Origin of the sequence: Nakamurella leprariae, assembly GCF_016918035.1 — a bacterium.
In the GTDB taxonomy this organism is placed as follows: Bacteria; Actinomycetota; Actinomycetes; order Mycobacteriales; family Nakamurellaceae; genus Nakamurella; species Nakamurella leprariae.
The window spans coordinates 245,121-266,808 of sequence record NZ_JAERWK010000012.1; the positions used below are offsets into that span (position 1 = coordinate 245,121).

Here is a 21,688-nt window from a genome sequence, read left to right on the forward strand (position 1 = left end):
CCCAGCTCCAGGAGGCCATCGCATGAACGAGTCCATCACCGTCGAGACGGTCGTCATCGGTGCCGGTTTCGGCGGGCTGGCGGCCGCCCACGACCTCCTGGCCGGCGGCCGGACCGACTTCCTGGTCCTGGAGCAGGCCACCTCCGTCGGCGGCGTCTGGCGGGAGAACGTCTATCCGAACGCGGCCTGCGACGTGCCCTCGCACCTGTACAGCCTGTCCTTCGCGCAGAGCCCGGACTGGTCGAGCAGCTACGCCTCGCAGGCCGAGATCCTGGCCTACACCGAACGGGTCGTCGACGACCTCGGCATCCGGGACCGGATCCTCTTCGGGACCGGCCTGGTCGCCGCCCGGTGGGACGAGCACGTCGGCCAGTGGGGATTGGAGACCTCGCGCGGCGCCCGGATCACCTGCCGGTTCCTGATCTCGGCCATCGGGACGTTGAACCAGCCACTGGTCCCCGATCTGCCCGGCATGGACGAGTTCACGGGCACCATCGTGCACACCGCCCGCTGGGACCCGGCCCTGGACCTGCGCGGCAAGCGGGTCGCGGTCGTCGGCGCCGGAGCCAGTGCCATCCAGGTCGTCCCACACGCCGTCGAGCGAGCCGACGCGGTGCTCGTGGCGATCCGCACACCCCCGCACGTGATGCCCAAACCCGAGGAGCACTACGACGAGCGGGCCAAGCAGCGGTTCCGCGAGCATCCCGAGCTGCTGCTGGCCCTGCGCCAGGAGCAGGTCGAGTACTGGAACCGCTCGACGCACGCCCAGGCGGTCATGGACGAGGCGTTCCTGTCCGCCGCGGAAGCGGTCTGGCGCCAGCACATGGAGTCGGCGGTGCACGATGCGGAACTCCGCCGGATCCTCACCCCGACGTCCCGGTTCGGGTGCCGACGACCGGTCGTCTCGAACGCCTTCTACCCGGCGCTGGCCGATCCGAGGACGACCGTCTTCGATTCGGCGATCGCCCGGCTCACCCCCACCGGCGTGGTCTCCGAGCGCGGCCAGGAGTGGGCGGCCGATGTCGTCGTGCTGGCCACCGGGTTCCGGGCGACCGAGATGCTCAGCTCGGTCGAGTTCGCCGGCACCGACGGCACGCTGGCCGAGCACTGGCAGGACGACGGGCCCCGCGCGTACAAGGGAACGCTCGTGCCCGGCTTCCCGAACCTGTTCCTGGTCACCGGGCCGAACACCCAGGCGTCCGGGTCGATCATCGGCGTCATCGAGGCCCAGACCGGGTGGATCGCGCGGTTGCTGGACGAGACCGACGCCCGTGGCGCCGCGGCGGTGGGGGTCACCACTGCGGGATTGGCCCGGTTCGAGGAGCGGCTCGCCGCCCTGATGTCGCGCAGCGTGTGGGAGGTGGGGGGCTGCGAGAGCTGGTACCGGCTCGGCGGCACGGGCCGCGTCGTCACCAAGTGGCCCGGCAGCCTCGCCGAATTCGAGGCGGTGCTGGCCGAACCGGTCACCGAGGACCTGGAGTTCACCGGCGTGCGGGCCCCGCAGCTCGCGGCCCGACCCTGAGGAGGACGATGGACATCACCAAGTTCGGGCACGCCACGCTGCTGCTCGAGCAGGACGGCACCCGCATCCTGGTCGACCCGGGCAGTTTCACCGACGCCGCCGCCTTCGAGGTCGACGGGCTCGCCGCTGTCCTGATCACCCACGAGCACCCCGACCACGTGCAGCCCGACCGGATGCCCGCCCTGCTGGCGGCCAATCCGGGCGCGGTGGTCGCCGGGCCGCCGAGCGTGGCCAGCCTGCTGCGCGGGACCACCGACGTCCGGGTCCTGCAGGACGGTGACGCGCTGGATCTCGGTCCGCTCACCGTCGATGTGGTCGGCGGCGCCCACCAGCTCGTCCACCCCAGGATGCCGCGCATCGAGAACGTCGGGCTGGTCGTCGCCGACGCCGACGGGACCCGGCTGTTCCATCCCGGTGACAGCTACGAGGTCGTCCCGGAGGGCATCGACGTCCTGGCCGTCCCGATCTCCTCGCCGTGGGGCAAGCTCGGCGAGACCGTCGACTTCATCAGTGCGGTGGCTCCGCGCACCGTCTTCCCCATCCACGACGCCCTGCTGAGCCGGGCCGGCCGGCAGCTGTTCTGGTCGTGGATCCCGATGCTGGTGGGCGACGCCGTCACCAGCACCGACCCCGACCCCGGGCAGCGTTTCCGCGCCCACCCCGCCTGAACCTCCCGGTCCCGCGACCCCGCCACAGGAGTGATGATGGCCAAACCACGAGCCCACGACCCCGAGCAGCTGAGCTTCTCGTACTTCTTCCCCACCGGGCAGACCGACCACGTGTGGTCCGCGGAGGCCGCGCGGTCGACGCCGGCGCTCGGTCGCACGGTGTTCACGCAGATGGCGCAGGCCGCCGAGGAAGCCGGATTCGACTCGGTGTTCATCGCCGACACCTGGTCCGGCCACCAGCGGGCGGCCGAGCGGGCCGGACACCAGTCGCCCAAGTTCCACGCCCCGCTGCTGGCGATGGCGCTGTTCGCGGTGACCGAGCACCTGGGCGTCATCACCACGATGCACACCAGCCACCACCAACCGGCCCACGTCGCCCGGATGGGCGCCACCCTGGACGCGTACAGCGAAGGTCGGTGGGGCTGGAACGTGGTCACCGGATTCGGCGACCCCGAGGCCCGGCTGTTCGGACGGGACACCCTGGCGGCCCACGACGACCGGTACGCGATGGCTGCCGAGTTCGTCGACCTGGTCAAGCAGCTCTGGACGCAGGACGACCCGATCGACGCGCAGGGCCGGTGGTACCGGGCGCAGGGGCGGATCAAGGCGCCGCGGCCGGTGCAGCAGCCGCACCCGCTGCTGGTGAGTGCGGGTGCGTCACCAGCGGGCCTGGCCTTCGCCGCCGAGCACTGTGACCAGCTGGTCGTGGCCGGGAACACCGTCGAGAAGATCCAATCCGTCGACGACCGGCTGGACAAGATCTTGGCTGCGCAGGGCCGGGCCGGCGAGGTCACCACCGCGCCGTTCACGATCACCATCGTGCGTGAGGGCCAAGGTCAGGCCGAGGAGGAGTACGAGCGGCTGGTGCAGAGCCTCGACGTCGAGGCGACGATGGAGCTGGCGGCCGACATCCTGGGCGGCGTCGAGTCCATTCGGTCGCTGTTCACCGAGCAGGGGCATGCCGAGGCGGCCCGGGCGTGGGGGAGCGGTCAGGGGATCCTCAAGCTGTTCGGCACGGCCGAGCAGGTCGCCCAGCAGCTGGTCACCCTCAAGGCCGAGACGACCACGGCCAACGTGCTCATCAACTTCCCGCTGTGGAACCCGCAGGAGGTCCTGGGGTTCCGGTCCGTCCTGGATCACCTGCGTGATGCGGGTGTCTGGGTGCCGCCTGCCGAACGGAGCTACTCGTGGTGACTGCTCAGCCCGTCCCGACCACCCGCTCGACAACCGCCGCCGTCGAGACCGGCTCGCTCGAGGGAAGTCTCGACGAGGCGACCGGTGTACGGAGCTTCCGGGGAGTGCCGTACGCGGCGCCGCCGATCGGTGAGTTGCGCTGGCGCCCGCCGCGTCCGGCGGCGCCCTGGACCGGTGTCCGGGCGGCGACGCGGTTCGGGCCCAGCGCATGGCAGTTCCCGCCGCCGCCGGAGTCGCTCTACTCGGGCGGGGAGACCGAGTTCAGCGAGGACTGCCTGCACCTGAACGTCTGGACGGCCGCAACCGGGACCGACGCCGACCGGGGCGAGGCCCGGCCGGTGCTGGTCTGGTTCCACTTCGGTGCCTACCAGTTCGGGTCGGCGTCGAACCCGGCCTACGACGGGACGGCGCTGGCCGCCGCCGGACTCGTGGTGGTGTCGGTGAACCACCGGCTCGGCCGGATCGGGTTCCTGGCCCACCCGGAACTCAGCGCCGAATCCGGGTACGGGGGCTCCGGCAACTACGGTCTGATGGACCAGATCGCGGCGCTGCAGTGGGTGCAGCGCAATGTCGCCGCGTTCGGTGGGGACCCCGGCAACGTGACGATCGCCGGGGTGTCCGCCGGCGGCAACAGCGTGCACAACCTGCGGTCGTCCCCGTTGGCCGCCGGGCTGTTCCACAAGTCGATCGCGCAGAGCGGGCCGGGTGTCGCGCCCGCGCTGGGCGGCTACGGTCACCCGGCCAATCCGTCGACCCTGGCCGCCGGCGAGGCGGCCGGCGCCGAGCTCGCCGAGCTGCTCGGCGCGTCGAGCCTGGCCGACCTGCGAGCGTTGCCCGCCGAGCGGGTCATGGCCGTGCAGCTGCCGCGCGCGGCCGGACCATGGTCGTTCGACCTGATCCCCGGCGCGGCGATCAGCCTGCACGTCTTCGACTCCGGCTACCCGGTCATCGACGGGCACGTCCTGCCGCAGACACCGCTGCAGGCCTACGCGTCGGGGACCGCGATCGACGTGCCGGCGATCACCGGCAACGCGGGCAACGAGGCCTCGGGGCTGCCGTACCTCGCCACCCTCGAGCGTTACCACCAGTGGGTGGCGCAGGAGTTCGGCGACGACGCGGCCGAGGTGCTGGAGCTGTACCCCGCCGAGACCGACGACGAGGCCCGGCGATCGAGCTGGGAGGTCGTCGCCGATCAGATCTTCGTATGGTCGAGCTGGACGGCGGCCCGGTTGCAGACCGCGCGGCTGTCCGCCCCGGCCTGGTACTACCGGTTCCTGCGGCAGCCCCCGATCCCGGCCGACGGTGCCGTCGTGGAGCGCGCCTACGCCGGTGCGTTCCACGGTGCCGACGTGCTGTACGCCTTCGGCACGCTGGACGTCCGGGACTGGCCGTGGACGGAGCAGGACCGGGCGCTGTCAGCGGCGATGATCCGCGCCTGGGTGGCGTTCGCCACCACCGGCGACCCGGATGACGGATCGGGCGCGTGGCCCCGGTTCACGCCGGACGCCGTCCGGATCTGGGACCTCGAGCCGGCGACCGGTGCGCTGGGTCCGGACCGCCGCCGGATGGCCTTCTGGGACCGGCGCAACCGGTTGGACGGACTGGCGGGCTGACCCGGTCCGGAACGGCGGCGGCCCCCGGCGAGGGATCCTCGTCGGGGGCCGCCGGCTCGCTGCGGTCGGTGTCATCGCGACCGGCGCGGATCACCAGGAGAAGTCGCGCTCCTGCGGCGGCGACCACACGCCCGCCTCGCGCAGCCGGTCCAGGACCGGACGAAACGTCCGCAGCTCATCGTCGCTCCACAGCGGGAAGTTGATGAGCACGTTCGTCGAACCGGTGCCCCGCTTCACCGCGATGAGCGTCTCGGCCACCTCGTCCGGCGTCCCGATGAGCTGCAGCACCGACTGACCGGAGCCGAAGGCGAGCGCGGCCTGCTCGTCCCCCAGCTTGTCGTACATCGCCCGGGCCGACTCGATGGAACCCATGACGTCGCCGGCGATCTCGAAGGTGGCCTCGCGGTTCAGGGACGCCAGCAACTGCTCTCGTTCCTCCTGGGCCTGTCCCTGTCCGGGGCGGACGATGGCCATGGCGAAGGGCGTCGGGGCGACGACGCGCTTGCCGCCGGTCAGCCGGCCGAGCTCGGCGTCGAGCGCGGTGAGCTGGTCCTGGCCGGTGGCCAGGGTGACCAACTGGTCGCAGTAGCGGGCGGCGAAGGCGATGCCGGCGGGTGAGGCGCCGGCGCTCACCAGCAGGGGATGCGGCTGCTGGACCGGGCGCGGCAGTTTGATCCGCCCCCGAGTGCGGTAGAAGCGGCCATCGACGTCGATGGGCTCCTCCTCGCGCCACAGGCGCAACACGATGTCCACGAACTCGGCGGCCATCGTGTACCGCAGGTCGTGCTCGACGAAGGACTCGCCGAACAGTGCCGCCTCGTCCGCGCTGAATCCGGTGACGATGTTCCAGCCCCAGCGGCCATCGCTGAAGGCGTCCAGGGTGGCACCCATCCGCGCCACGTGCGCCGGCTTGTGGTGGGTGGTGTGCATGGTCGAGATCACGCCGATGTGCTGCGTCGCGGTGAGCAGCGCCATCGCCAGCAGCGGGGCGTTGTAGGCCGGCGACTGGTGGCCGAACTGCTCGGCCACCCGTTGGTGACCCGACCAGTTGTCGGCGATGAACAGGGCGTCGAAGCCGACGTCCTCGGCGGTGCGGGCCAGCGACAGCATCGTCGCACCGGTCTGGTCCGGCACTCGCCGGGCCGCCTCGTCCGAGAACAGGAAGTTGGTCCTGCCCGTCGGGAAGAAGTATCCGAAGCTGAGTTCGTCGGACGTCTCACGTCGACGCTTCACTGCGTCCTCCTGTTCGTGGTGCTGCGACTGTTCGTGGTGCGGCGGCCGGTCGCGGGGCCGCGACCGGCCGGGTGCGTTCAGTCGGACTGGGTGAACACCCGGGAGAACTCGTCGGCGTCCTCCGGGGAGTTGATCACCTCGATGAGAGTCGGCTGCCGCGACGCGAACGCCGCGTCCAGCGCCGTCCGCAGCTCGGCGGAGGTGCGGACCCGGGTGCCGGTGACCCCGAGACTGCTGGCGAACGCCGCGTGGTCGATGGCCGGGTCGAACTCCCATCCCATGACCTGTTCTGCCTGCGCGAGCGGGCTCCGAGCCACCCTCGCGAGCGCCGCGATGTCCCGCCACCCGCCGTTGTTCAGCACCACGAAGACGACGGGGACGCCGAACTGCGCCGCGGCGTTGATCGCCGTCGAGGAGAACATGAACCCGCCGTCGCCCAGCACCGCCACGACGTGGCGGTCGGGACGGGCGAGCTGGAAGCCGATCGAGGCCGGGCCGCCCCACCCCTGCGCGCTGGCCTTGCTCGAGATGCCGAAGAAGGTGTCGGTGTCGCCGATCGGGATGAGGTCCTCCAGGAACGGCTCACCCGACGCGCAGTGGTTCACCACGATCGTGCCCTCCGGCATCGCTGCCTCGATCTCGGTGACGATTCGCCCGATGGCCAACGGCTCGTCGTCGAAGCGGATGGCCCGGATCTGGGCGACGCGGGCGTCGCGGGCCCGGTGCCGCTGCTGCGCGACGGCCAGGCGGCGTTCGCGGACCTCCGGCTCGACGTCGCCGACCGCGTGGCCGATCGCCTCCAGCGTGGGCCCGGGCATGCCGAGCACGGCCAGGTCGGGGCGCAGTTGCCGGGTCAGCGACACGGCGTCCGCCGTCAGCACCACGGTGGTGCCCGCGCCGAACTCGATGGGTGCGGTCAGGCCCGACTCGGTGAGCTCGACGCCCAGCAGCACGACCACGTCGGCCTCGGCGACGACCGATCGGTTCGCGCCGATCCGGCCGGCGAACTGCGGGTGCACCGTGGGGAACCCGAGGTCGGAGATCTTGTCCTCGCTCAGGACGGTGCACCCCAGCCGTTCCGCCAGCGCCACCGCGGCGTCGACGCCGCCGTACCGGGCGACCTCGCTGCCGGCGACCAGCACCGGGTCGGTGCTGTCCCGGAGCAGCTGCGCGACCCGGGCCACGGTCGAGGGCGAGGCGGTGAAGTCGGCGAGTACGTCGGCGGGCCCCACCGAGCCCGAGGTGTCCTCGGTGGTCTCCAGCCACACGTCCATCGGGAAGGCCAGGTGCACCGGGCCGTACGGCGGGGTGTTGGCGATCTGGAAGGCGCGCTGGACGATCTCGGGGATCCGCGCCGCGCTCGGGACCTCGCAGCTCCACTTGGTGAACTGCTCGCTCATCTCGGTCACGGCGCGAGGGACGGCGGCGTACTGGTCGCGGCCGGACAGCGCCCGGCTGGAGGTGGTCGAGGTGAACACCAGAGGCACGCTCTCGGCCCAGGCGGTGGTGAGCGCCATCATCCCGAGGCCGGTCCCGGACGCGTGGTAGACGTTCACGAACGCGGCCGACCGGTTGGCCCGGGCATAGCCCTCGGCGATGAGGCCGAGGTTGGTCTCGTTCAACGCGGAGATGTACCGGATCTCGCTGCGGTGCCGGTGGAACGCTTCTGCCAGCGGGAACAGTCCCAGACCGACGATGTTGAACGCGTGCCGCTGCTCCAGTCGCACCAAGGTGCGCACCAGCAGTTCAGCTCCGTTGACCGACTCCATTGATGCTCCGCTCCGTTGCCTTCACCAGCCGCCGGAGCGTATCGACCGGGGAGGGCCCGGGACGTGGCTTTCTCGTGAGCAGAACTTTACGGGTGGCCTCGGCCGGCCGGGCATCGGACGGGCCACGCGTCCTCGCGCCCAGGTCGTCCGGGGGCGGACCCGCTGCCTTCCCGGTCACCGCGCGGTCGCGTGGTACAGGGTGCCGACCAGGTCGCCGTCGCCGAGCAGCCGGCCCATGATCCCGGACTGCCGGGCGGCGGTCCGCCAGCGCGGGTCGTCGCCGTGACGGCGCTCCAGCAGGTCCTGCACGGCCACCGCGCGCTCCGTCCACTCCGGCGGCGCGGCCGCCATGTCACCGGTCGTGGCGCTGTCGTGCAGCGTGAAGCCGGCGGCGTCGATCATCGCCCGCGCGACCGTGTCGGTGGGGAAATCGTTGCCCTCCGGCTGCTCGGGCAACGGCGGGTGCGCCGCGACGTAGATCAGCAGCCCCATCCGGCCGCCTGGGCGCAGCACCCGGCGCAGCTCCGACAGCAGCAGCGGCTGGTCGTCGACCGTGCACAGCACCCCCAGGCTCCAGGCGACATCCACCGCGGCCGAGCGGAACGGCAGCCGCGAGTCGGCTCGGACGGCGGGCAGCCCGAACAGCCGGGCGGCGCCCCGGCACGCTCCCGCTTCGGGATCACACAGCAGCAGCCGCGCACCGGTCTCGCCGGTGGCGAAGGCGGCCGGACCGCCGAGCCCCGCGCCGCAGTCCAGCATCGTGTCCCGGCCACCGACGGCGAGCCGGTCGAGCAGCCAGCGCATCGCTCCCGGACTGCCGCTGCCCCGGCAGGCGGCCGGCAGGAAGTGGTCCGGTCCCAGCTCGACGGCGGCGTCGGCCGTCCACCGGGCCACGGTGTCGAACTCGGCCTCCATCGCGGTGCCATCGTCCCGGGACCGGTGGCCCGGCCCGTCATCCGCCGGCTCGTGCATGCGGCACCTCTTCCCTGATCCGGCGGCCGATCTCGGCCTGCACCTCGGCGGCGAACCGCACCCCGCGGTCGGACGCCAATCCGGAGAGGTTGACGCCGTGCACGCCGTCGATGGCCAGCAGGGACCGGGCCTCGGCCACGGCGGCCTCGATCCCCGCGGTCACCGGATCGGGAGCGGCCAGCACGGCCGCGACCACGTCGCGGTCGATCTCCAGCCCGGGCAGCGCGTCCAGCACGGCCGCCGACCGGGCGTCGGTGAACACGGCGACCGCGGCGATCACCGGGATGGTCAGCCCCTGGCCCCGCGTGGCCGCCACGAACCGGCCCACCGACGCCGGGTCGCTGACGTGGTTGAGCACGGCGACGGCGGCACCGGCGCGCTGCTTCTGGACCAGCCGGGCCGGCCGCGCGTCCACCGGTGGTGCGGTTGGGGTCTCGGCCACGCCGGCCGGGACGCCCATCGCCGCGGCCAGGGCGGTCAGCCGGGTGCCGTCCAGGTCGAACACCTGGGTCACGTCCGGCCTGACGTCGAACGCCCGGCCGTCACCGGTGACGCACAGCACCGCGGCAGCGCCCGCGAGCTGCAGCCCGCGCAGCTCCTGCTCCAGCACGATCCGGTTCCGGTCCCGGCAGGCCAGCGTCACCCACGGTCGCCCGCCCGCCGCCGCGATGAGACCGGCCAGCTGGGTCGGCGGGAAGTCCGGCCGGTCCTGGTGGTCGCCCACCAGCATCGCGTCGCAGGTGGGGGCGAGCAGCCGGGCGGTGGCGGTGAGCGTGGCCGCGTCGCCGGCAGGCACGCTCAGGTCGGTCAGCACCAGAGGTGGGCGCAGCTCGCCGGGCCGCTGCGGCTCCCGCCACTCGGGCAGCGTCCGCCCGGGACCCAGGAAGACGCAGGGATGGTCGGCCATCTCGCAGCCACCGGCGGACCGGACACCGCCGCACGGACCGAAGACCATCCGCTTGGGGCAGCCGGCCACCGGCGCAGTGCTGTCGGCGGGCGCTGGGCGGTCGACGGCGGGAACCACCTGCCCCAGGGTGCCATCCCGACCCGGCGGGTCGGCGTTGGGCCGCGCGGACGGCTGCGTGGTGCGGGCGACGTGAATATCCATACGAGCTGATGTATGGTCAGCCGTGTCGGGCGACGGAAGGACGGGCATGACGGTATCGGTGGCGGTGGCCGGCGCGAGCGGCTACGCCGGCGGCGAGCTGCTGCGGCTGCTGCTGGCCCATCCGGAGGTGCGCATCGGCGCGGTCACCGCGCACAGCAACGCCGGTGACCTGCTCGGGGCGCACCAGCCGCACCTGCGGGCGCTGGCCGACCGGGTGCTCGAGCCGACCTCGGTCGACACGCTGGCCGGGCACGACGTGGTCTTCCTGGCGCTGCCGCACGGCCAGTCCCACGAGCTGGCCGCGGCCCTCACCGAGCGGACGCCGGACGTGCTGGTCGTCGACTGCGGTGCCGACCACCGGCTCACCGATCCGGTCGCATGGGAGACGTTCTACGGAGGCGAGCACCCCGGCTCCTGGCCCTACGGCCTGCCCGAACTGCCCGGCGCCCGGGACGCGCTGCGGGGCACTCGACGGGTCGCGGTGCCGGGCTGCTACCCGACGGCCGCGTCGCTGGCCCTGGTGCCGGCGCTGGCCGCCGGCCTGGTCGAGCCCGACGTGGTCGTGGTCGCCGCCTCCGGCACCTCCGGCGCCGGCAAGTCGCCCAAGGCGCACCTGCTGGGCGCCGAGGTGATGGGGTCGGTGAGCGCCTACGGCGTCGGCGGCGGGCACCGGCACACCCCGGAGATGATGCAGAACTTCGCGGCCGCCGCCGGGCGGTCGGTGTCGGTGTCGTTCACCCCGATGCTGGTGCCGATGCCGCGCGGCATCCTGGCCACCGTCTCGGCACCGGTCACCGCCGGCGTGGACGCCGCGCAGGTGCGCGCCGCCTACGAGAAGGCCTACGGCGACGAACCGTTCGTGACGCTGCTGCCCGAGGGGCAGTGGCCGACCACCGCGGCCACGGTCGGCGCCAACACCTGCCTGCTGCAGGTCGCGGTCGACGCTGCGGCCGGCCGGCTGATCGTGGTGGCCGCCATCGACAACCTGACCAAGGGCACCGCCGGCGGTGCGGTGCAGAGCATGAACCTGGCCCTGGGCTTCGCCGAGACCGCGGGCCTGCCGACCGAGGGAGTGGCGCCGTGACCGGCCCCCGTGCAGTCCCGAGCACACCGACCACCGAGGTCACCGGGGTGGGCGTGGCGGCCGCGCAGGGCTTCCGGGCCGCGGGCGTGACCGCCGGGCTGAAAGCGTCCGGGAAGCCGGACGTGGCCGTGGTGATCAACGACGGGCCGCGGTCCGACGCGGCCGGGGTGTTCACCGGCAACCGGGTGGTGGCCGCGCCGGTGCGGTGGTGCCGGCAACTGCTCGGAGACGGATCGACCGGCGGTGTGACCGGCGGCGAGCTCACCGCGGTGGTGCTGAACTCCGGCGGCGCCAACGCCTGCACCGGGCCGGACGGCTTCGCCGACACCGTCTGCACTGCCGAGCATCTCGGTGCAGCGCTGGGCGTGCCGGCGGAGCGGATCGCCGTCGCCTCCACCGGGCTGATCGGCGAGCGGCTGCCCATGGACCGGCTGCTGCCCGGCGTGAGCGCCGCCGTGACCGCGGCCACCGCCGACGGTGGTGCGGACGCCGCCACCGCGATCATGACCACCGACACGGTGGCCAAGACCGCGGCGCTCACCGTGGGCGGCTGGACCGTGGGAGGGATGGCCAAGGGCGCGGGCATGCTCGCGCCGGGGCTGGCCACCATGCTGGTGGTGCTGACCACCGACGCCGAGATCGGTTCCGGTGACCTCGATGTCGCACTGCGCGAGGCCACCCGGACCACCTTCGACCGGCTCGACTCCGACGGCGCGATGTCGACCAACGACACCGTGCTGGTGCTGGCCAACGGGGCGTCCGGGGTGCGGCCGGACCCGGCCCAGTTCACCGGGGTGCTGACCCGGGTGTGCGCGGACCTGGCCCGGCAGTTGTTGGCCGACGCCGAGGGCGCCACCAAGGAGATCGCCATCGAGGTCCGGCACGCGGTGACCGAGGAGCAGGCCGTCACCGTCGGTCGGGCAGTGGCTCGCAACAACCTGGTCAAGACGGCCTTCTTCGGCCAGGACCCGAACTGGGGGCGCATCCTGGCCGCGGTCGGTGCGCTGCCGGTCGAGCAGGCCCAGTTCGACGCAGATCAGGTCGACGTGGCCATCAACGACGCCTGGATCTGCCGGGCCGGTGCCGCCTCCGACGTCGACCGCACCGCCGTGGACCTGTCCGGTCGCCAGGTCAGCGTGACCATCGACCTGCACGCCGGGACCGAGACGGCTACCGTGCTGACCAACGACCTGTCGCACGCGTACGTCCACGAGAACTCGGCGTACTCGACGTGACCGGCGCGGTGACTCGATCCGTGACGCACACCGTCACACACTCCGCGACCGGAACCGAGCCGCGGGACGCGGCCGAACTGACCGACGCGGGCGCCCGGGCGGCTGTGCTGGCCGACGCGCTGCCGTGGCTGCGGCAGTTCGCCGGGGCCCTGGTCGTGGTCAAGTACGGCGGCAACGCCATGACCGACGAGCAGCTCAAGCGGGACTTCGCCGCCGACATGGTGTTCCTGCGCACCGTGGGGCTGCGGCCAGTGGTGGTGCACGGCGGCGGTCCGCAGATCTCCTCGATGCTCACACGTCTGGGCATGTCGGGGGAGTTCAAGGGCGGCTTCCGGGTCACCACCCCCGAGACGCTCGACGTGGTGCGGATGGTGCTGGTCGGTCAGGTCGGTCGCGAACTGGTCGGACTGATCAACCAGCACGGGCCGCTGGCCGTGGGCATGTCCGGCGAGGATGCCGGGCTGCTCACCGCGGCGCGCCGCACCGTGGACGTCGAGGGCGTGGCCACCGACATCGGGCTGGTCGGCGACGTCGCCCACGTCGACACCACCGCGGTGGTCGACCTGGTGGACGCCGGGCGCATCCCGGTGATCGCCACCGTGGCGCCGGACGCCGACGGCGTCGTGCACAACCTGAACGCCGACACCGCCGCGGCCGCGTTGGCCGTCGCGCTGGGCGCGGCCAAGCTGGTGGTCCTCACCGACGTCGAGGGGCTGTACGCCGACTGGCCCGACCGCGGGTCGCTGCTGTCCAGCATCTCGGCCGGGGCGCTGCGCGAGATGCTGCCCAGCCTGGAGGCGGGCATGGTCCCCAAGATGGAGGGCTGCCTGCGCGCCGTCGAGGGCGGAGTGGCCGCCGCGCACGTCATCGACGGGCGCGTGCCGCACGCCGTCCTGCTGGAGATCGTCACCACCCGAGGGATCGGCACCATGGTCGTCCCCGACCCGCAGGAGCTGCTGCAATGACCTCCACCGCACCGCACACCGGCAGCCCGGCCACCGGACCCGCCGGCAACGAGCGGGCGGCCGCACGCTGGTCGGCCGCCCTGATGAACAACTTCGGCACCCCGCCGGTGGAGCTGGTCAGCGGCGTCGGTGCCGTGGTCACCGACGCCGACGGCAAGCGCTACCTCGACCTGCTCGCCGGGATCGCGGTGAACAGCCTGGGCCACGCCCACCCGGCCGTGGTCGAGGCGGTCACCACCCAGGTGGCCACCCTCGGGCACGTGTCGAACTTCTTCATCCACCCGACCGTGCTGGATCTGGCCGAGAAGCTGCTGCAAATCGCCGGTCTCGACGGATCGGACGCCCAGCACACCGGGCGGGTGCTGTTCTGCAACTCCGGCGCCGAGGCCAACGAGGCCGCGTTCAAGATGGCCCGGTTGACCGGGCGGCCGCGGATGGTGGCGGCCGAACGGGCGTTCCACGGCCGCACCATGGGCGCGCTGGCGCTCACCGGGCAACCGGCCAAGCGGGCGCCGTTCGAGCCGATGCCCGCCGGCGTCGAGTTCGTGCCGTACGGCGACGTCGCAGCCCTGGAGGCCGTCTTCGCCGAGCACGGCGACGAGATCGGCGCCCTGTTCCTGGAACCGGTGCTCGGCGAGGCCGGCGTGGTGCCGGCGCCGGACGGGTACCTGGCCGCCGCCCGGGCCGTCACCGCGCGGCACGGCGCGCTGCTGGTGCTCGACGAGATCCAGACCGGCGTCGGTCGCACCGGCGCCTGGTTCGCCCACCAGCACGCCGGGATCCTGCCGGATGTCATCACCGTGGCCAAGGGGCTGGCCGGCGGGATGCCGATCGGGGCGGTCATCGGCGTCGGCCGGGCGGCCGAGCTGCTGCAGCCGGGCCAGCACGGGTCGACCTTCGCCGGCAACCCGGTGTGTGCGGCGGCCGCGTTGGCTGTGCTGCGCACCATCGAGACCGACCATCTGCTGGATCATGTCGCCGCGCTCGGCAAGCACCTGTCCGGCGCCATCGAGGACCTGCACCACCCGGGCATCCGCGGTGTCCGGGGCGCCGGGCTGCTGCTCGGCGTGGTGCTGGCCGGTGGATTCGGGCCGGCCGCGGTCGAGGCCGCCCGCCGGGCCGGGTTCATCGTGAACGCCCCCGCCCCGGACGTGCTGCGGCTGGCCCCACCACTGATCCTGACCACCGAGCAGGCCGACTCCTTCGTCGCCGCGCTGCCGGACATCCTGGCCGCTGCCGGCGCGCCCACCGCTGAGTCCGCCGCCGAACCAGGAGGGACGTCCTCGTGACCACGCTGTCCGACAACCTGTCCGACACCCCCGTCGCCGCATCGACTCCCGGCGAGGTGGGCGGGCTGCGCCACTTCCTGCGCGACGACGACCTGTCGCCGCAGGAGCTGCTCACCGTCCTGGACCTGGCCGACGTGCTCAAGCGGGACCGCACCGCGCACCGGCCGCTGGCCGGCCGGTCCGTCGGCGTGGTGTTCGAGAAGAACTCCACCCGGACCCGGCTGTCGTTCGAGGTGGGCATCCACCAGCTCGGCGCCCAACCGGTCATCGTGGACGGACGTACCTCGCAGCTCGGCCGCGAGGAGACCATCGAGGACACCTCGCGGGTGCTGTCCCGGTTCGTCGACGCGGTGGCCATCCGGACCTTCGCGCAGCGGCGCATCATCGCGCTGGCCGGCGCGTCCAGCGTCCCGGTGGTCAATGCGCTCACCGACGAGTTCCACCCGTGCCAGGTGCTGGCCGACCTGCAGACCGTCCGGGAGCGGTTCGGCGCGCTGGCCGGGCTGACCCTGACCTACCTGGGCGACGGCGCCAACAACATGGCCCACTCGCTGCTGCTGGGCGGTGCGAACGCCGGCCTGCACGTCCGGGTCGGCGCCCCCGCGGGGTTCGGCCCGGCGCCGGAGGTGCTGGCCGACGCGGCCGCGCTGGCCGCCCGCACCGGCGGCTCGGTCGCGCTCATGGACGATCCGGCCGACGCCGTCGATCGAGCCCACGTGGTGGTGACCGACACCTGGACCTCGATGGGCCAGGAGAACGACGGGCTGGACCGGGTCGGTCCGTTCCGGCCGTTCCAGATCAACACCGGACTGCTGGCCGGGGCGGCGGCCGATCACGTGGTGCTGCACTGCCTGCCCGCCCACCGCGGCTGGGAGATCACCGACGAGGTGCTCGACGGCCCACGATCGGCGGTGTGGGACGAGGCCGAGAACCGGCTGCACGCCCAGAAGGCGCTGCTGGTGTTCCTGCTCGCCCCGCAGGCGGTGCCCGGTCTGCTCGCCGGGGACGCATGACCGGCCCGGCGACCAAGGCGGCCCGCCAGTCCCGCATCGTGGAGCTGGTCCGGGCCAACTCGGTGCGGTCGCAGACGGAGCTGTTGGCGCTGCTCGTCGGATCGGGCACCGGGAGCGCGGCGGAGTCCGGGTTCTCGGTCACCCAGGCGACCCTGTCCCGGGATCTGGAGGAGCTCGGCGCCATCAAGATCCGCGGGGTGGACGGCGGCGCCCCGGTCTACGTCATCCCCGAGGACGGCAGCCCGCGGCCGATGGCCGGCGGCACGGCGCGGCTGCACCGCCTGCTCGGCGACCTGCTCGTCGGCGTCGACCACTCGGGCGGCATCGCCGTGCTGCGCACCCCGCCGGGCGCCGCGCAGTTCCTGGCCTCGGCCATCGACCGGGCGGCCCTGGACGACGTGGCCGGGACCATCGCCGGGGATGACACCATCTTCGTGCTCGCCCGGGACGGCCTGTCCGGCGCCGAGCTGGGCAGCCGGTTCGCCGGCTGGGCGACCTCCGGCGCCGGTCCGGCGACCGGGACCGAACCTGCATCACCTGAACCACCTTCCAGCACCACGAACTCGAGCGGAGTTGCAGCAGATGACTGAGCGGATCGTCCTGGCCTATTCGGGCGGCCTCGACACGTCGGTGGCGATCGGCTGGATCGCCCACGCCACCGGGGCCGAGGTGATCGCCGTCGCCGGCGACGTCGGCCAGGGCGGCGAGGACATGGAGGTCATTCGGCAGCGCGCGCTGGACTGCGGCGCCGTCGAGGCCGTCGTGGCCGACATGCGCGACGAGTACGCCGACGAGTACTGCCTGCCCGCGTTGCAGGCCAACGCCCTGTACATGGACCGGTACCCGCTGGTGTCGGCGCTGTCCCGTCCGGTGATCGTCAAGCACCTGGTGCAGGCGGCCAAGGACTTCGGTGCCTCGACCGTCGCGCACGGCTGCACCGGCAAGGGCAACGACCAGGTGCGGTTCGAGGTGTCCATCGGCGCGCTGGCGCCGGACCTCAAGGTGCTGGCCCCGGTGCGTGACTCGGGGATGAGCCGGGACAAGGCGATCATCTTCGCCGAGGAGCGTGACCTGCCCATCCAGACCACCCGCAGCAACCCGTACTCGATCGACCAGAACGTCTGGGGTCGCGCGGTGGAGACCGGGTTCCTGGAGGACATCTGGAACGGCCCGATCGAGGACCTGTACGACTACACGCAGGACCCGGCCGCCGCCCGGGAGCCCGACGAGGTGCTCATCACCTTCAACCAGGGCAAGCCGGTGGCCATCGACGGCCGCCCGGTGACCATGCTGCAGGCCATCGAGGAGATGAACCGGCGGGCCGGCGCCCAGGGCATCGGCCGGATCGACATGGTCGAGGACCGTGTCGTCGGCATCAAGTCGCGGGAGATCTACGAGGCGCCCGGGGCGATGGCCCTGCTGGCCGCCCACCGCGAGCTGGAGAACGTGACCCTGGAGCGGGAGCAGGCCCGGTTCAAGCAGACCGTGGGCCAGCGCTGGACCGAGCTGGTCTACGACGGCCTCTGGTTCTCCCCGCTGAAGCGCTCGCTGGACGCGTTCCTGCAGGACACCCAGCAGCACGTGAACGGCGAGATCCGCATGACCATGGCCCACGGGACCGCCGTGGTCACCGGTCGCCGGTCCGAGAGCTCGCTCTATGACTTCAACCTCGCGACCTATGACGCCCAGGACACCTTCGACCAGTCGATGGCCAAGGGCTTCGTGCAGCTGTGGGGCCTGAACACCAAGATGGCCACCGCCCGGGACCTGCGGGTGTCCGGCCAGTGAGTGGTCCCGACTCGGACCCGGCAGCCGACGCTGCGGCTGGCGACGACCGGGGTGCCGGCCGGGCCGGCGCCCTCTGGGGCGGCCGGTTCACCGCCGGACCGGCGCCGGAGATGGCGGCGCTGAGCGTCTCCACGCACTTCGACTGGGTGCTGGCGCCGTACGACATCGCCGCGTCCAAGGCCCACGCCACGGTGCTGCACGCCGCCGGCCTGCTGGCCGACGACGAGCTCATCGCGATGCACGCCGCGCTGGACGCGTTGCTGGCCGACGTCACCTCCGGCGCGTTCGCGCCGGAGCCGTCCGACGAGGACGTGCACTCGGCGCTGGAACGCGGGCTGATCGACCGGGCCGGCCGCGAGCTCGGCGGCAAGCTGCGCGCCGGCCGGTCCCGCAACGACCAGGTGGCCACCCTGTACCGGCTGTGGCTGCGGGACGCGGCGCGCGACATCGCCGGCTCGGTGCTGGATCTGCAGGGCGCACTGGTCGATCAGGCCGAGGCACACCCGGGTGCGGCCATGCCGGGCCGCACCCACTTCCAGCACGCCCAGCCGGTGCTGCTGGCCCACCACCTGGCCGCGCACGCGCAGGCGCTGGTCCGGGACGTCGACCGGATCCGTGACTGGGACCGGCGGGCCGCGGTGTCGCCCTACGGGTCCGGCGCGCTGGCCGGGTCGTCGCTGGGCCTGGACCCGCAGGCCATCGCCGACCAGCTCGGGTTGGCGTCGGTGAGCCAGAACTCGATCGACGGCACGGCCAGCCGCGACTTCGCCGCCGAGCTGGCCTTCGTGCTGGCCATGCTGGCCGTCGACGTGTCGCGGTGGGCCGAGGAGGTGATCGTCTTCACCACGGCGGAGTTCGGATACGCCAGGCTGCACGACGCGTTCGCCACCGGCAGCTCGATCATGCCGCAGAAGAAGAATCCGGACATCGCAGAACTGGCCCGCGGCAAGGCGGGTCGGCTCATCGGCAACCTGGCCGGGCTGTTGGCCACGCTGAAGGCGTTGCCGCTGGCCTACAACCGGGACCTGCAAGAGGACAAGGAGCCGCTCATCGACTCCGTGACTCAACTGCGCATCCTGCTGCCGGCGGTGACGGGCATGACCGCGACGCTGACCTTCGACACCGCCCGGATGGCCGCGATGGCCCCGGCCGGCTTCTCGCTGGCCACCGACATCGCGGAATGGCTGGTGCGTCAGGGTGTCCCGTTCCGGGACGCGCATGAAGCGGCGGGAGAGTGCGTGGCCCTTGCCGAGTCGACCGGACGCAACCTGGACGAGCTGACGGACGTGGAGTTCGCCGGTATCTCGCCGGCCCTCATGCCCGCGGTGCGTGAGGTGTTGACCGTCGAGGGCGCGTTGGCCTCCCGTAGCGCCATCGGCGGGACCGCGCCGGTGCGGGTGGCCGAGCAGCTGGCCGGGTTGCGGGCGCGGATCGCCGCCGACCGGGCCTGGATCGACCGCTGAACGATCCGGCACCGGCGCGCGGGGCCGAGGATCCCTGGGGTCCTCGGCTGCCCCGCGACTTCCTCGACCGGCCGGTGGCCGAGGTGGCCGCCGACCTGCTGGGTCGGGTGCTGGTCGACACCGGCGGGTACCCCAATGTTGGCAGCCCGGACGGCCTGATCGATTCAGGGCCGGTGGCCGTGCGTCTCACCGAGGTCGAGGCCTACGCCGGTCCGGCCGACCCGGCGTCGCACGCCTTCCGCGGCCGCACCGCGCGGACCGAGGTGATGTTCGGCCCTCCCGGACACCTGTACCTGTACTTCGTCTACGGGATGCACTGGTGTGCCAACATCGTCACCGGCCCGGACGGCACCGCCTCCGCGGTGCTGCTCCGCGCGGCCGAGGTGCTCGACGGCACGGCCACTGCCCGGGTGCGCCGCCCGGCCGCCCGCACGGAGACCGTGCTGGCTCGCGGCCCGGCCGGGCTGGCCACGGTGCTGGGCTGGTCGGCCGATCCGGCCGGGGCGAACGGCACCGACCTGTGTGATCCGGCCGGGCGCTGGCAGTTGCACGCCGGCTCGCCGGTGCCCGCGACGGGGATCAGCCGCGGGCCACGGGTCGGCGTCGCGGCCGCGGCCGAGGTGCGGTGGCGGTTCTGGGACACGGGCTCACCGACGGTCTCGGCCTACCGGGCCGGGACGCGGCGGCGGCCGACGACAGGCTGAGCCCGTCCCGTCGACCTGCCGGCGCCGCTGCGGTGCTCGTGGGCTCGGCTCAGCGGGTCGCGTCGAAGTGCGCCTGATGGACGGCGACTGCGTCCCGGTGCGTCTCGGACCAGATCTTGAGTTGCCGGACCGTCTGGTGCAGCGAGAGTCCGAGATCGGTGAGTTCGTAGGTGACGGTGACGGGCACCGTGGCGGTGGCGGTGCGCGAGACCAGGCCGTCGCGTTCGAGGGACCGCAGGGTCTGGGACAACATCTTCGGACTCACGCCGGCCAGGACACGGGCGAGTTGGGAATACCGCATCGGTCGTGGCTCGCCGTCGCACTCAGGACCGCTGCCCAGCGCGGACAGCACCAGGGTGACCCACTTGCCGGAGACCTGGGCCAGCAGCTGCTGGCTCGGGCAAACGGCCAGGAACGCGTTGTAGTGCGCTTTGGCGGCCGCCTTCCGTTGCGCCGCGGTCGTCGTCGCCATGTCGTACCTCCGGGTACCTACGCACTCCTGGGTAACTCCTTCCCAACGGGAAGTTTACCATCCAGGGTGGACGTCGGCAACTCGTTCGACAAGCTCTGGAAGGCATTGATGAGCACCTCACTCGATCTCCCCGGCGGTACTTGGACCCTGGGTGACCGCACCGTGACGCGCTTCGGGTACGGCGCCATGCAGCTCGCCGGCCCATGGGTCTTCGGACCCCCGAAGGACCACGACGCGGCGCTCGCGGTGCTCCGCGAGGCGGTCGCGAGCGGGATCACCCACATCGACACTGCGGAGACCTACGGTCCGCGGGTGGTGAACGACCTCATCCGTGAGGCGCTCCACCCGTACGCCGGGGACCTGGTCATCGCGACGAAGGCCGGTGGCCGACGGGACGACCACGGCGGCTGGCCCGCGGCACGGAAGCCGGACGAGCTGCGTGCCCAGATCGACGACAACCTGGCGACGCTCGGGGTGGACGCGCTCGACCTCGTCCACCTGCGCCTCGGGGACGCGAACGGCCCGGTGCCGGGCGAGCGCATCGACGAGGCGATGGCGACGCTGGTCGACCTTCAAAGGCAGGGAGTGATCCGGCATCTCGGCGTCAGCAACGCCACGGTCGACCAGGTCACGCAGGCGCAGTCGATCGCACCGATCGTGTCCGTGCAGAACAGGTACAACCTGGCCGACCGGACGGACGACGAGCTCATCGACCGTCTCGCCGGCGAGAGCATCGCCTACATCCCGTTTTTCCCGCTGGGCGGATTCACGCCCCTGCAGTCCGACGCGTTGTCGGCGGTCGCCGCGCGCCTGGGATTGACGCCGATGTCCGTCGCCCTGGCCTGGCTGCTCCAGCGGTCGCCGAACATCCTGCTCATCCCGGGAACGTCGTCGGTCACGCATCTGCGGGAGAACCTGTCGGGCGCAGTGCTCGAGCTCTCCGCCGCCGATGTGGATGAGCTGGATCGCATCGCCGGCCAGGCGTGACCACCGCATCCGGCGCGGCGTGGTCCGCGCCGGATGCGGTCGGTCGCCGAGTGTCGGACGCGCCAGGGTCCGGACCCGGAGCCGTCATCCCCCGGACCGGTGATCACCACGGCGGCCGATCTGGGGCACGATGCCGGCGGCGCCCGGGGGCAGGAATGTCGAACCAGGGGGATCCGAACCATGGTCGTGGACATGGATCGAGACGACGCGTCGGCGCACGGCCGACCGGACGAGCCGATGCGGTTGCCATCTTCGGCTCAGCAGTCGGCCGAGCACGGGGACACCACCCCGGCTGCGGCGCACGCATCCGACGACGAACCGCTGCCCGACGACTCGCTGGCCGGGATCGCCGCGGGCTACCCCACCCACGCGGTGCGCGTCCTCACCAAGCCCGGGCCCGTCCAGCCGGAGTCCTCCCGCACGCCCTGGTCCGCCGAACCCAGGACCTGATCCGTGACCGACCACGACACCCGGCGGCGGTCAGCCGGTCAATGACCGGCCCGCGGTCTCCTCGGCCCGGTCGTGGGGGGGGGGGGGGGGGGGGGGGGGGGGGGGGGGGCCGGCGGCGGGCCCCCGCCCCCCCCCCCGCGGCCGGGCCCCCGCCCGGGC

At 72.8% G+C, this 21,688-nt stretch carries 20 protein-coding genes; 15 read left to right on the forward strand and 5 right to left on the reverse strand.

Annotated elements, in window-relative coordinates; all coding sequences use genetic code 11:
• Positions 1-22: 22 nt before the first annotated feature.
• Genes JL106_RS10820 through JL106_RS10835 form a run of 4 tightly spaced genes read left to right on the forward strand, consistent with a single transcriptional unit; the run spans position 23 to position 4,997 of the window.
• A complete protein-coding gene (locus tag JL106_RS10820; RefSeq protein WP_205260704.1) occupies positions 23-1,522 on the forward strand; it encodes a flavin-containing monooxygenase in 1,500 nt (499 codons plus the stop codon).
• An 8-nt stretch (positions 1,523-1,530) separates the two neighbouring features.
• On the forward strand, positions 1,531-2,190 hold the full coding sequence (locus JL106_RS10825) for an MBL fold metallo-hydrolase (protein WP_205260705.1): 660 nt from the start codon (positions 1,531-1,533) through the stop codon (positions 2,188-2,190).
• 36 nt (positions 2,191-2,226) lie between these two features.
• Positions 2,227-3,384: an LLM class flavin-dependent oxidoreductase gene (locus tag JL106_RS10830; protein ID WP_205260706.1), complete on the forward strand. Its 1,158-nt coding sequence runs from the start codon at positions 2,227-2,229 to the stop codon at positions 3,382-3,384.
• Positions 3,381-4,997, forward strand: coding sequence for a carboxylesterase/lipase family protein (locus tag JL106_RS10835; protein WP_205260707.1), 1,617 nt, complete (start codon positions 3,381-3,383; stop codon positions 4,995-4,997). Before JL106_RS10830 ends, JL106_RS10835 begins: the two co-directional genes overlap by 4 nt.
• A 90-nt stretch (positions 4,998-5,087) precedes the next feature.
• Here the strand turns inward: JL106_RS10835 and JL106_RS10840 are convergent, their stop codons facing one another.
• The 4 genes from JL106_RS10840 to JL106_RS10855 form a co-directional block, all read right to left on the reverse strand.
• Positions 5,088-6,230: an LLM class flavin-dependent oxidoreductase gene (locus JL106_RS10840; RefSeq protein WP_205260708.1), complete on the reverse strand. Its 1,143-nt coding sequence runs from the start codon at positions 6,228-6,230 to the stop codon at positions 5,088-5,090.
• 77 nt (positions 6,231-6,307) lie between these two features.
• On the reverse strand, positions 6,308-7,999 hold the full coding sequence (locus JL106_RS10845; RefSeq protein WP_205260709.1) for a thiamine pyrophosphate-binding protein: 1,692 nt from the start codon (positions 7,997-7,999) through the stop codon (positions 6,308-6,310).
• A gap of 174 nt (positions 8,000-8,173) precedes the next feature.
• On the reverse strand, positions 8,174-8,971 hold the full coding sequence (locus JL106_RS10850) for a class I SAM-dependent methyltransferase (RefSeq protein WP_205260710.1): 798 nt from the start codon (positions 8,969-8,971) through the stop codon (positions 8,174-8,176).
• Positions 8,952-10,079 carry a methylenetetrahydrofolate reductase C-terminal domain-containing protein gene (locus JL106_RS10855; protein ID WP_205260711.1) on the reverse strand — a complete coding sequence of 376 codons (1,128 nt, stop codon included), beginning with the start codon at positions 10,077-10,079 and terminating at the stop codon, positions 8,952-8,954. Before JL106_RS10855 ends, JL106_RS10850 begins: the two co-directional genes overlap by 20 nt.
• A 46-nt stretch (positions 10,080-10,125) precedes the next feature.
• On the opposite strand from JL106_RS10855, the gene argC reads away from it, so the two are divergent.
• From argC to JL106_RS10900, 9 genes are all read left to right on the forward strand, one after another.
• Positions 10,126-11,163, forward strand: a complete 1,038-nt coding sequence (gene argC, locus JL106_RS10860; RefSeq protein ID WP_205260712.1) for an N-acetyl-gamma-glutamyl-phosphate reductase — start codon at positions 10,126-10,128, stop codon at positions 11,161-11,163.
• A gap of 47 nt (positions 11,164-11,210) precedes the next feature.
• A complete protein-coding gene (gene argJ / locus JL106_RS10865) occupies positions 11,211-12,398 on the forward strand; it encodes a bifunctional glutamate N-acetyltransferase/amino-acid acetyltransferase ArgJ (protein ID WP_205260751.1) in 1,188 nt (395 codons plus the stop codon).
• Positions 12,399-12,475: 77 nt separating this feature from the next.
• Entirely contained in the window at positions 12,476-13,363 is an 888-nt protein-coding gene (argB, locus tag JL106_RS10870) for an acetylglutamate kinase (protein WP_268928124.1), read from the forward strand.
• Positions 13,360-14,652: an acetylornithine transaminase gene (locus tag JL106_RS10875; protein ID WP_205260714.1), complete on the forward strand. Its 1,293-nt coding sequence runs from the start codon at positions 13,360-13,362 to the stop codon at positions 14,650-14,652. The genes argB and JL106_RS10875 overlap by 4 nt, the downstream gene beginning before the upstream one ends.
• Positions 14,653-14,708: 56 nt before the next feature.
• A complete protein-coding gene (gene argF, locus JL106_RS10880; protein ID WP_407940144.1) occupies positions 14,709-15,665 on the forward strand; it encodes an ornithine carbamoyltransferase in 957 nt (318 codons plus the stop codon).
• Positions 15,662-16,255: an arginine repressor gene (locus JL106_RS10885; protein ID WP_205260715.1), complete on the forward strand. Its 594-nt coding sequence runs from the start codon at positions 15,662-15,664 to the stop codon at positions 16,253-16,255. Before argF ends, JL106_RS10885 begins: the two co-directional genes overlap by 4 nt.
• A complete protein-coding gene (locus JL106_RS10890; protein WP_205260716.1) occupies positions 16,248-17,453 on the forward strand; it encodes an argininosuccinate synthase in 1,206 nt (401 codons plus the stop codon). The genes JL106_RS10885 and JL106_RS10890 overlap by 8 nt, the downstream gene beginning before the upstream one ends.
• Positions 17,450-18,916, forward strand: a complete 1,467-nt coding sequence (argH, locus tag JL106_RS10895) for an argininosuccinate lyase (protein WP_328842076.1) — start codon at positions 17,450-17,452, stop codon at positions 18,914-18,916. Before JL106_RS10890 ends, argH begins: the two co-directional genes overlap by 4 nt.
• 47 nt (positions 18,917-18,963) lie before the next feature.
• Complete coding sequence (locus JL106_RS10900) at positions 18,964-19,620, forward strand: DNA-3-methyladenine glycosylase (protein WP_205260754.1); 657 nt, start codon at positions 18,964-18,966, stop codon at positions 19,618-19,620.
• 49 nt (positions 19,621-19,669) lie between these two features.
• Here the strand turns inward: JL106_RS10900 and JL106_RS10905 are convergent, their stop codons facing one another.
• The gene (locus JL106_RS10905; RefSeq protein ID WP_205260717.1) at positions 19,670-20,092 is read right to left on the reverse strand and encodes a winged helix-turn-helix transcriptional regulator; all 423 of its coding nucleotides are present in this window, start codon (positions 20,090-20,092) and stop codon (positions 19,670-19,672) included.
• 108 nt (positions 20,093-20,200) lie between these two features.
• Between JL106_RS10905 and JL106_RS10910 the strand changes: the two genes are divergently transcribed.
• Both JL106_RS10910 and JL106_RS10915 read left to right on the forward strand, forming a co-directional pair.
• On the forward strand, positions 20,201-21,079 hold the full coding sequence (locus tag JL106_RS10910) for an oxidoreductase (RefSeq protein ID WP_205260755.1): 879 nt from the start codon (positions 20,201-20,203) through the stop codon (positions 21,077-21,079).
• 192 nt (positions 21,080-21,271) lie between these two features.
• A complete protein-coding gene (locus JL106_RS10915) occupies positions 21,272-21,529 on the forward strand; it encodes a hypothetical protein (RefSeq protein WP_205260718.1) in 258 nt (85 codons plus the stop codon).
• The last annotated feature ends 159 nt before the right edge of the window (positions 21,530-21,688 follow it).

Bases quoted from the DNA above. Each gene is read 5' to 3' on its own strand.
- JL106_RS10825 (WP_205260705.1), top strand. From the start codon at position 1,531: ATGGACATCACCAAGTTCGGGCACGCCACGCTGCTGCTCGAGCAGGAC.
- JL106_RS10915 (WP_205260718.1), top strand. From the start codon at position 21,272: ATGGATCGAGACGACGCGTCGGCGCACGGCCGACCGGACGAGCCGATG.
- argC (WP_205260712.1), top strand. From the start codon at position 10,126: ATGACGGTATCGGTGGCGGTGGCCGGCGCGAGCGGCTACGCCGGCGGC.
- JL106_RS10890 (WP_205260716.1), top strand. From the start codon at position 16,248: ATGACTGAGCGGATCGTCCTGGCCTATTCGGGCGGCCTCGACACGTCG.
- JL106_RS10910 (WP_205260755.1), top strand. From the start codon at position 20,201: ATGAGCACCTCACTCGATCTCCCCGGCGGTACTTGGACCCTGGGTGAC.
- JL106_RS10850 (WP_205260710.1), bottom strand. From the start codon at position 8,971: ATGCACGAGCCGGCGGATGACGGGCCGGGCCACCGGTCCCGGGACGAT.
- JL106_RS10845 (WP_205260709.1), bottom strand. From the start codon at position 7,999: ATGGAGTCGGTCAACGGAGCTGAACTGCTGGTGCGCACCTTGGTGCGA.
- JL106_RS10875 (WP_205260714.1), top strand. From the start codon at position 13,360: ATGACCTCCACCGCACCGCACACCGGCAGCCCGGCCACCGGACCCGCC.
- JL106_RS10905 (WP_205260717.1), bottom strand. From the start codon at position 20,092: ATGGCGACGACGACCGCGGCGCAACGGAAGGCGGCCGCCAAAGCGCAC.
- JL106_RS10885 (WP_205260715.1), top strand. From the start codon at position 15,662: ATGACCGGCCCGGCGACCAAGGCGGCCCGCCAGTCCCGCATCGTGGAG.
- JL106_RS10830 (WP_205260706.1), top strand. From the start codon at position 2,227: ATGGCCAAACCACGAGCCCACGACCCCGAGCAGCTGAGCTTCTCGTAC.
- JL106_RS10820 (WP_205260704.1), top strand. From the start codon at position 23: ATGAACGAGTCCATCACCGTCGAGACGGTCGTCATCGGTGCCGGTTTC.
- JL106_RS10855 (WP_205260711.1), bottom strand. From the start codon at position 10,079: ATGGATATTCACGTCGCCCGCACCACGCAGCCGTCCGCGCGGCCCAAC.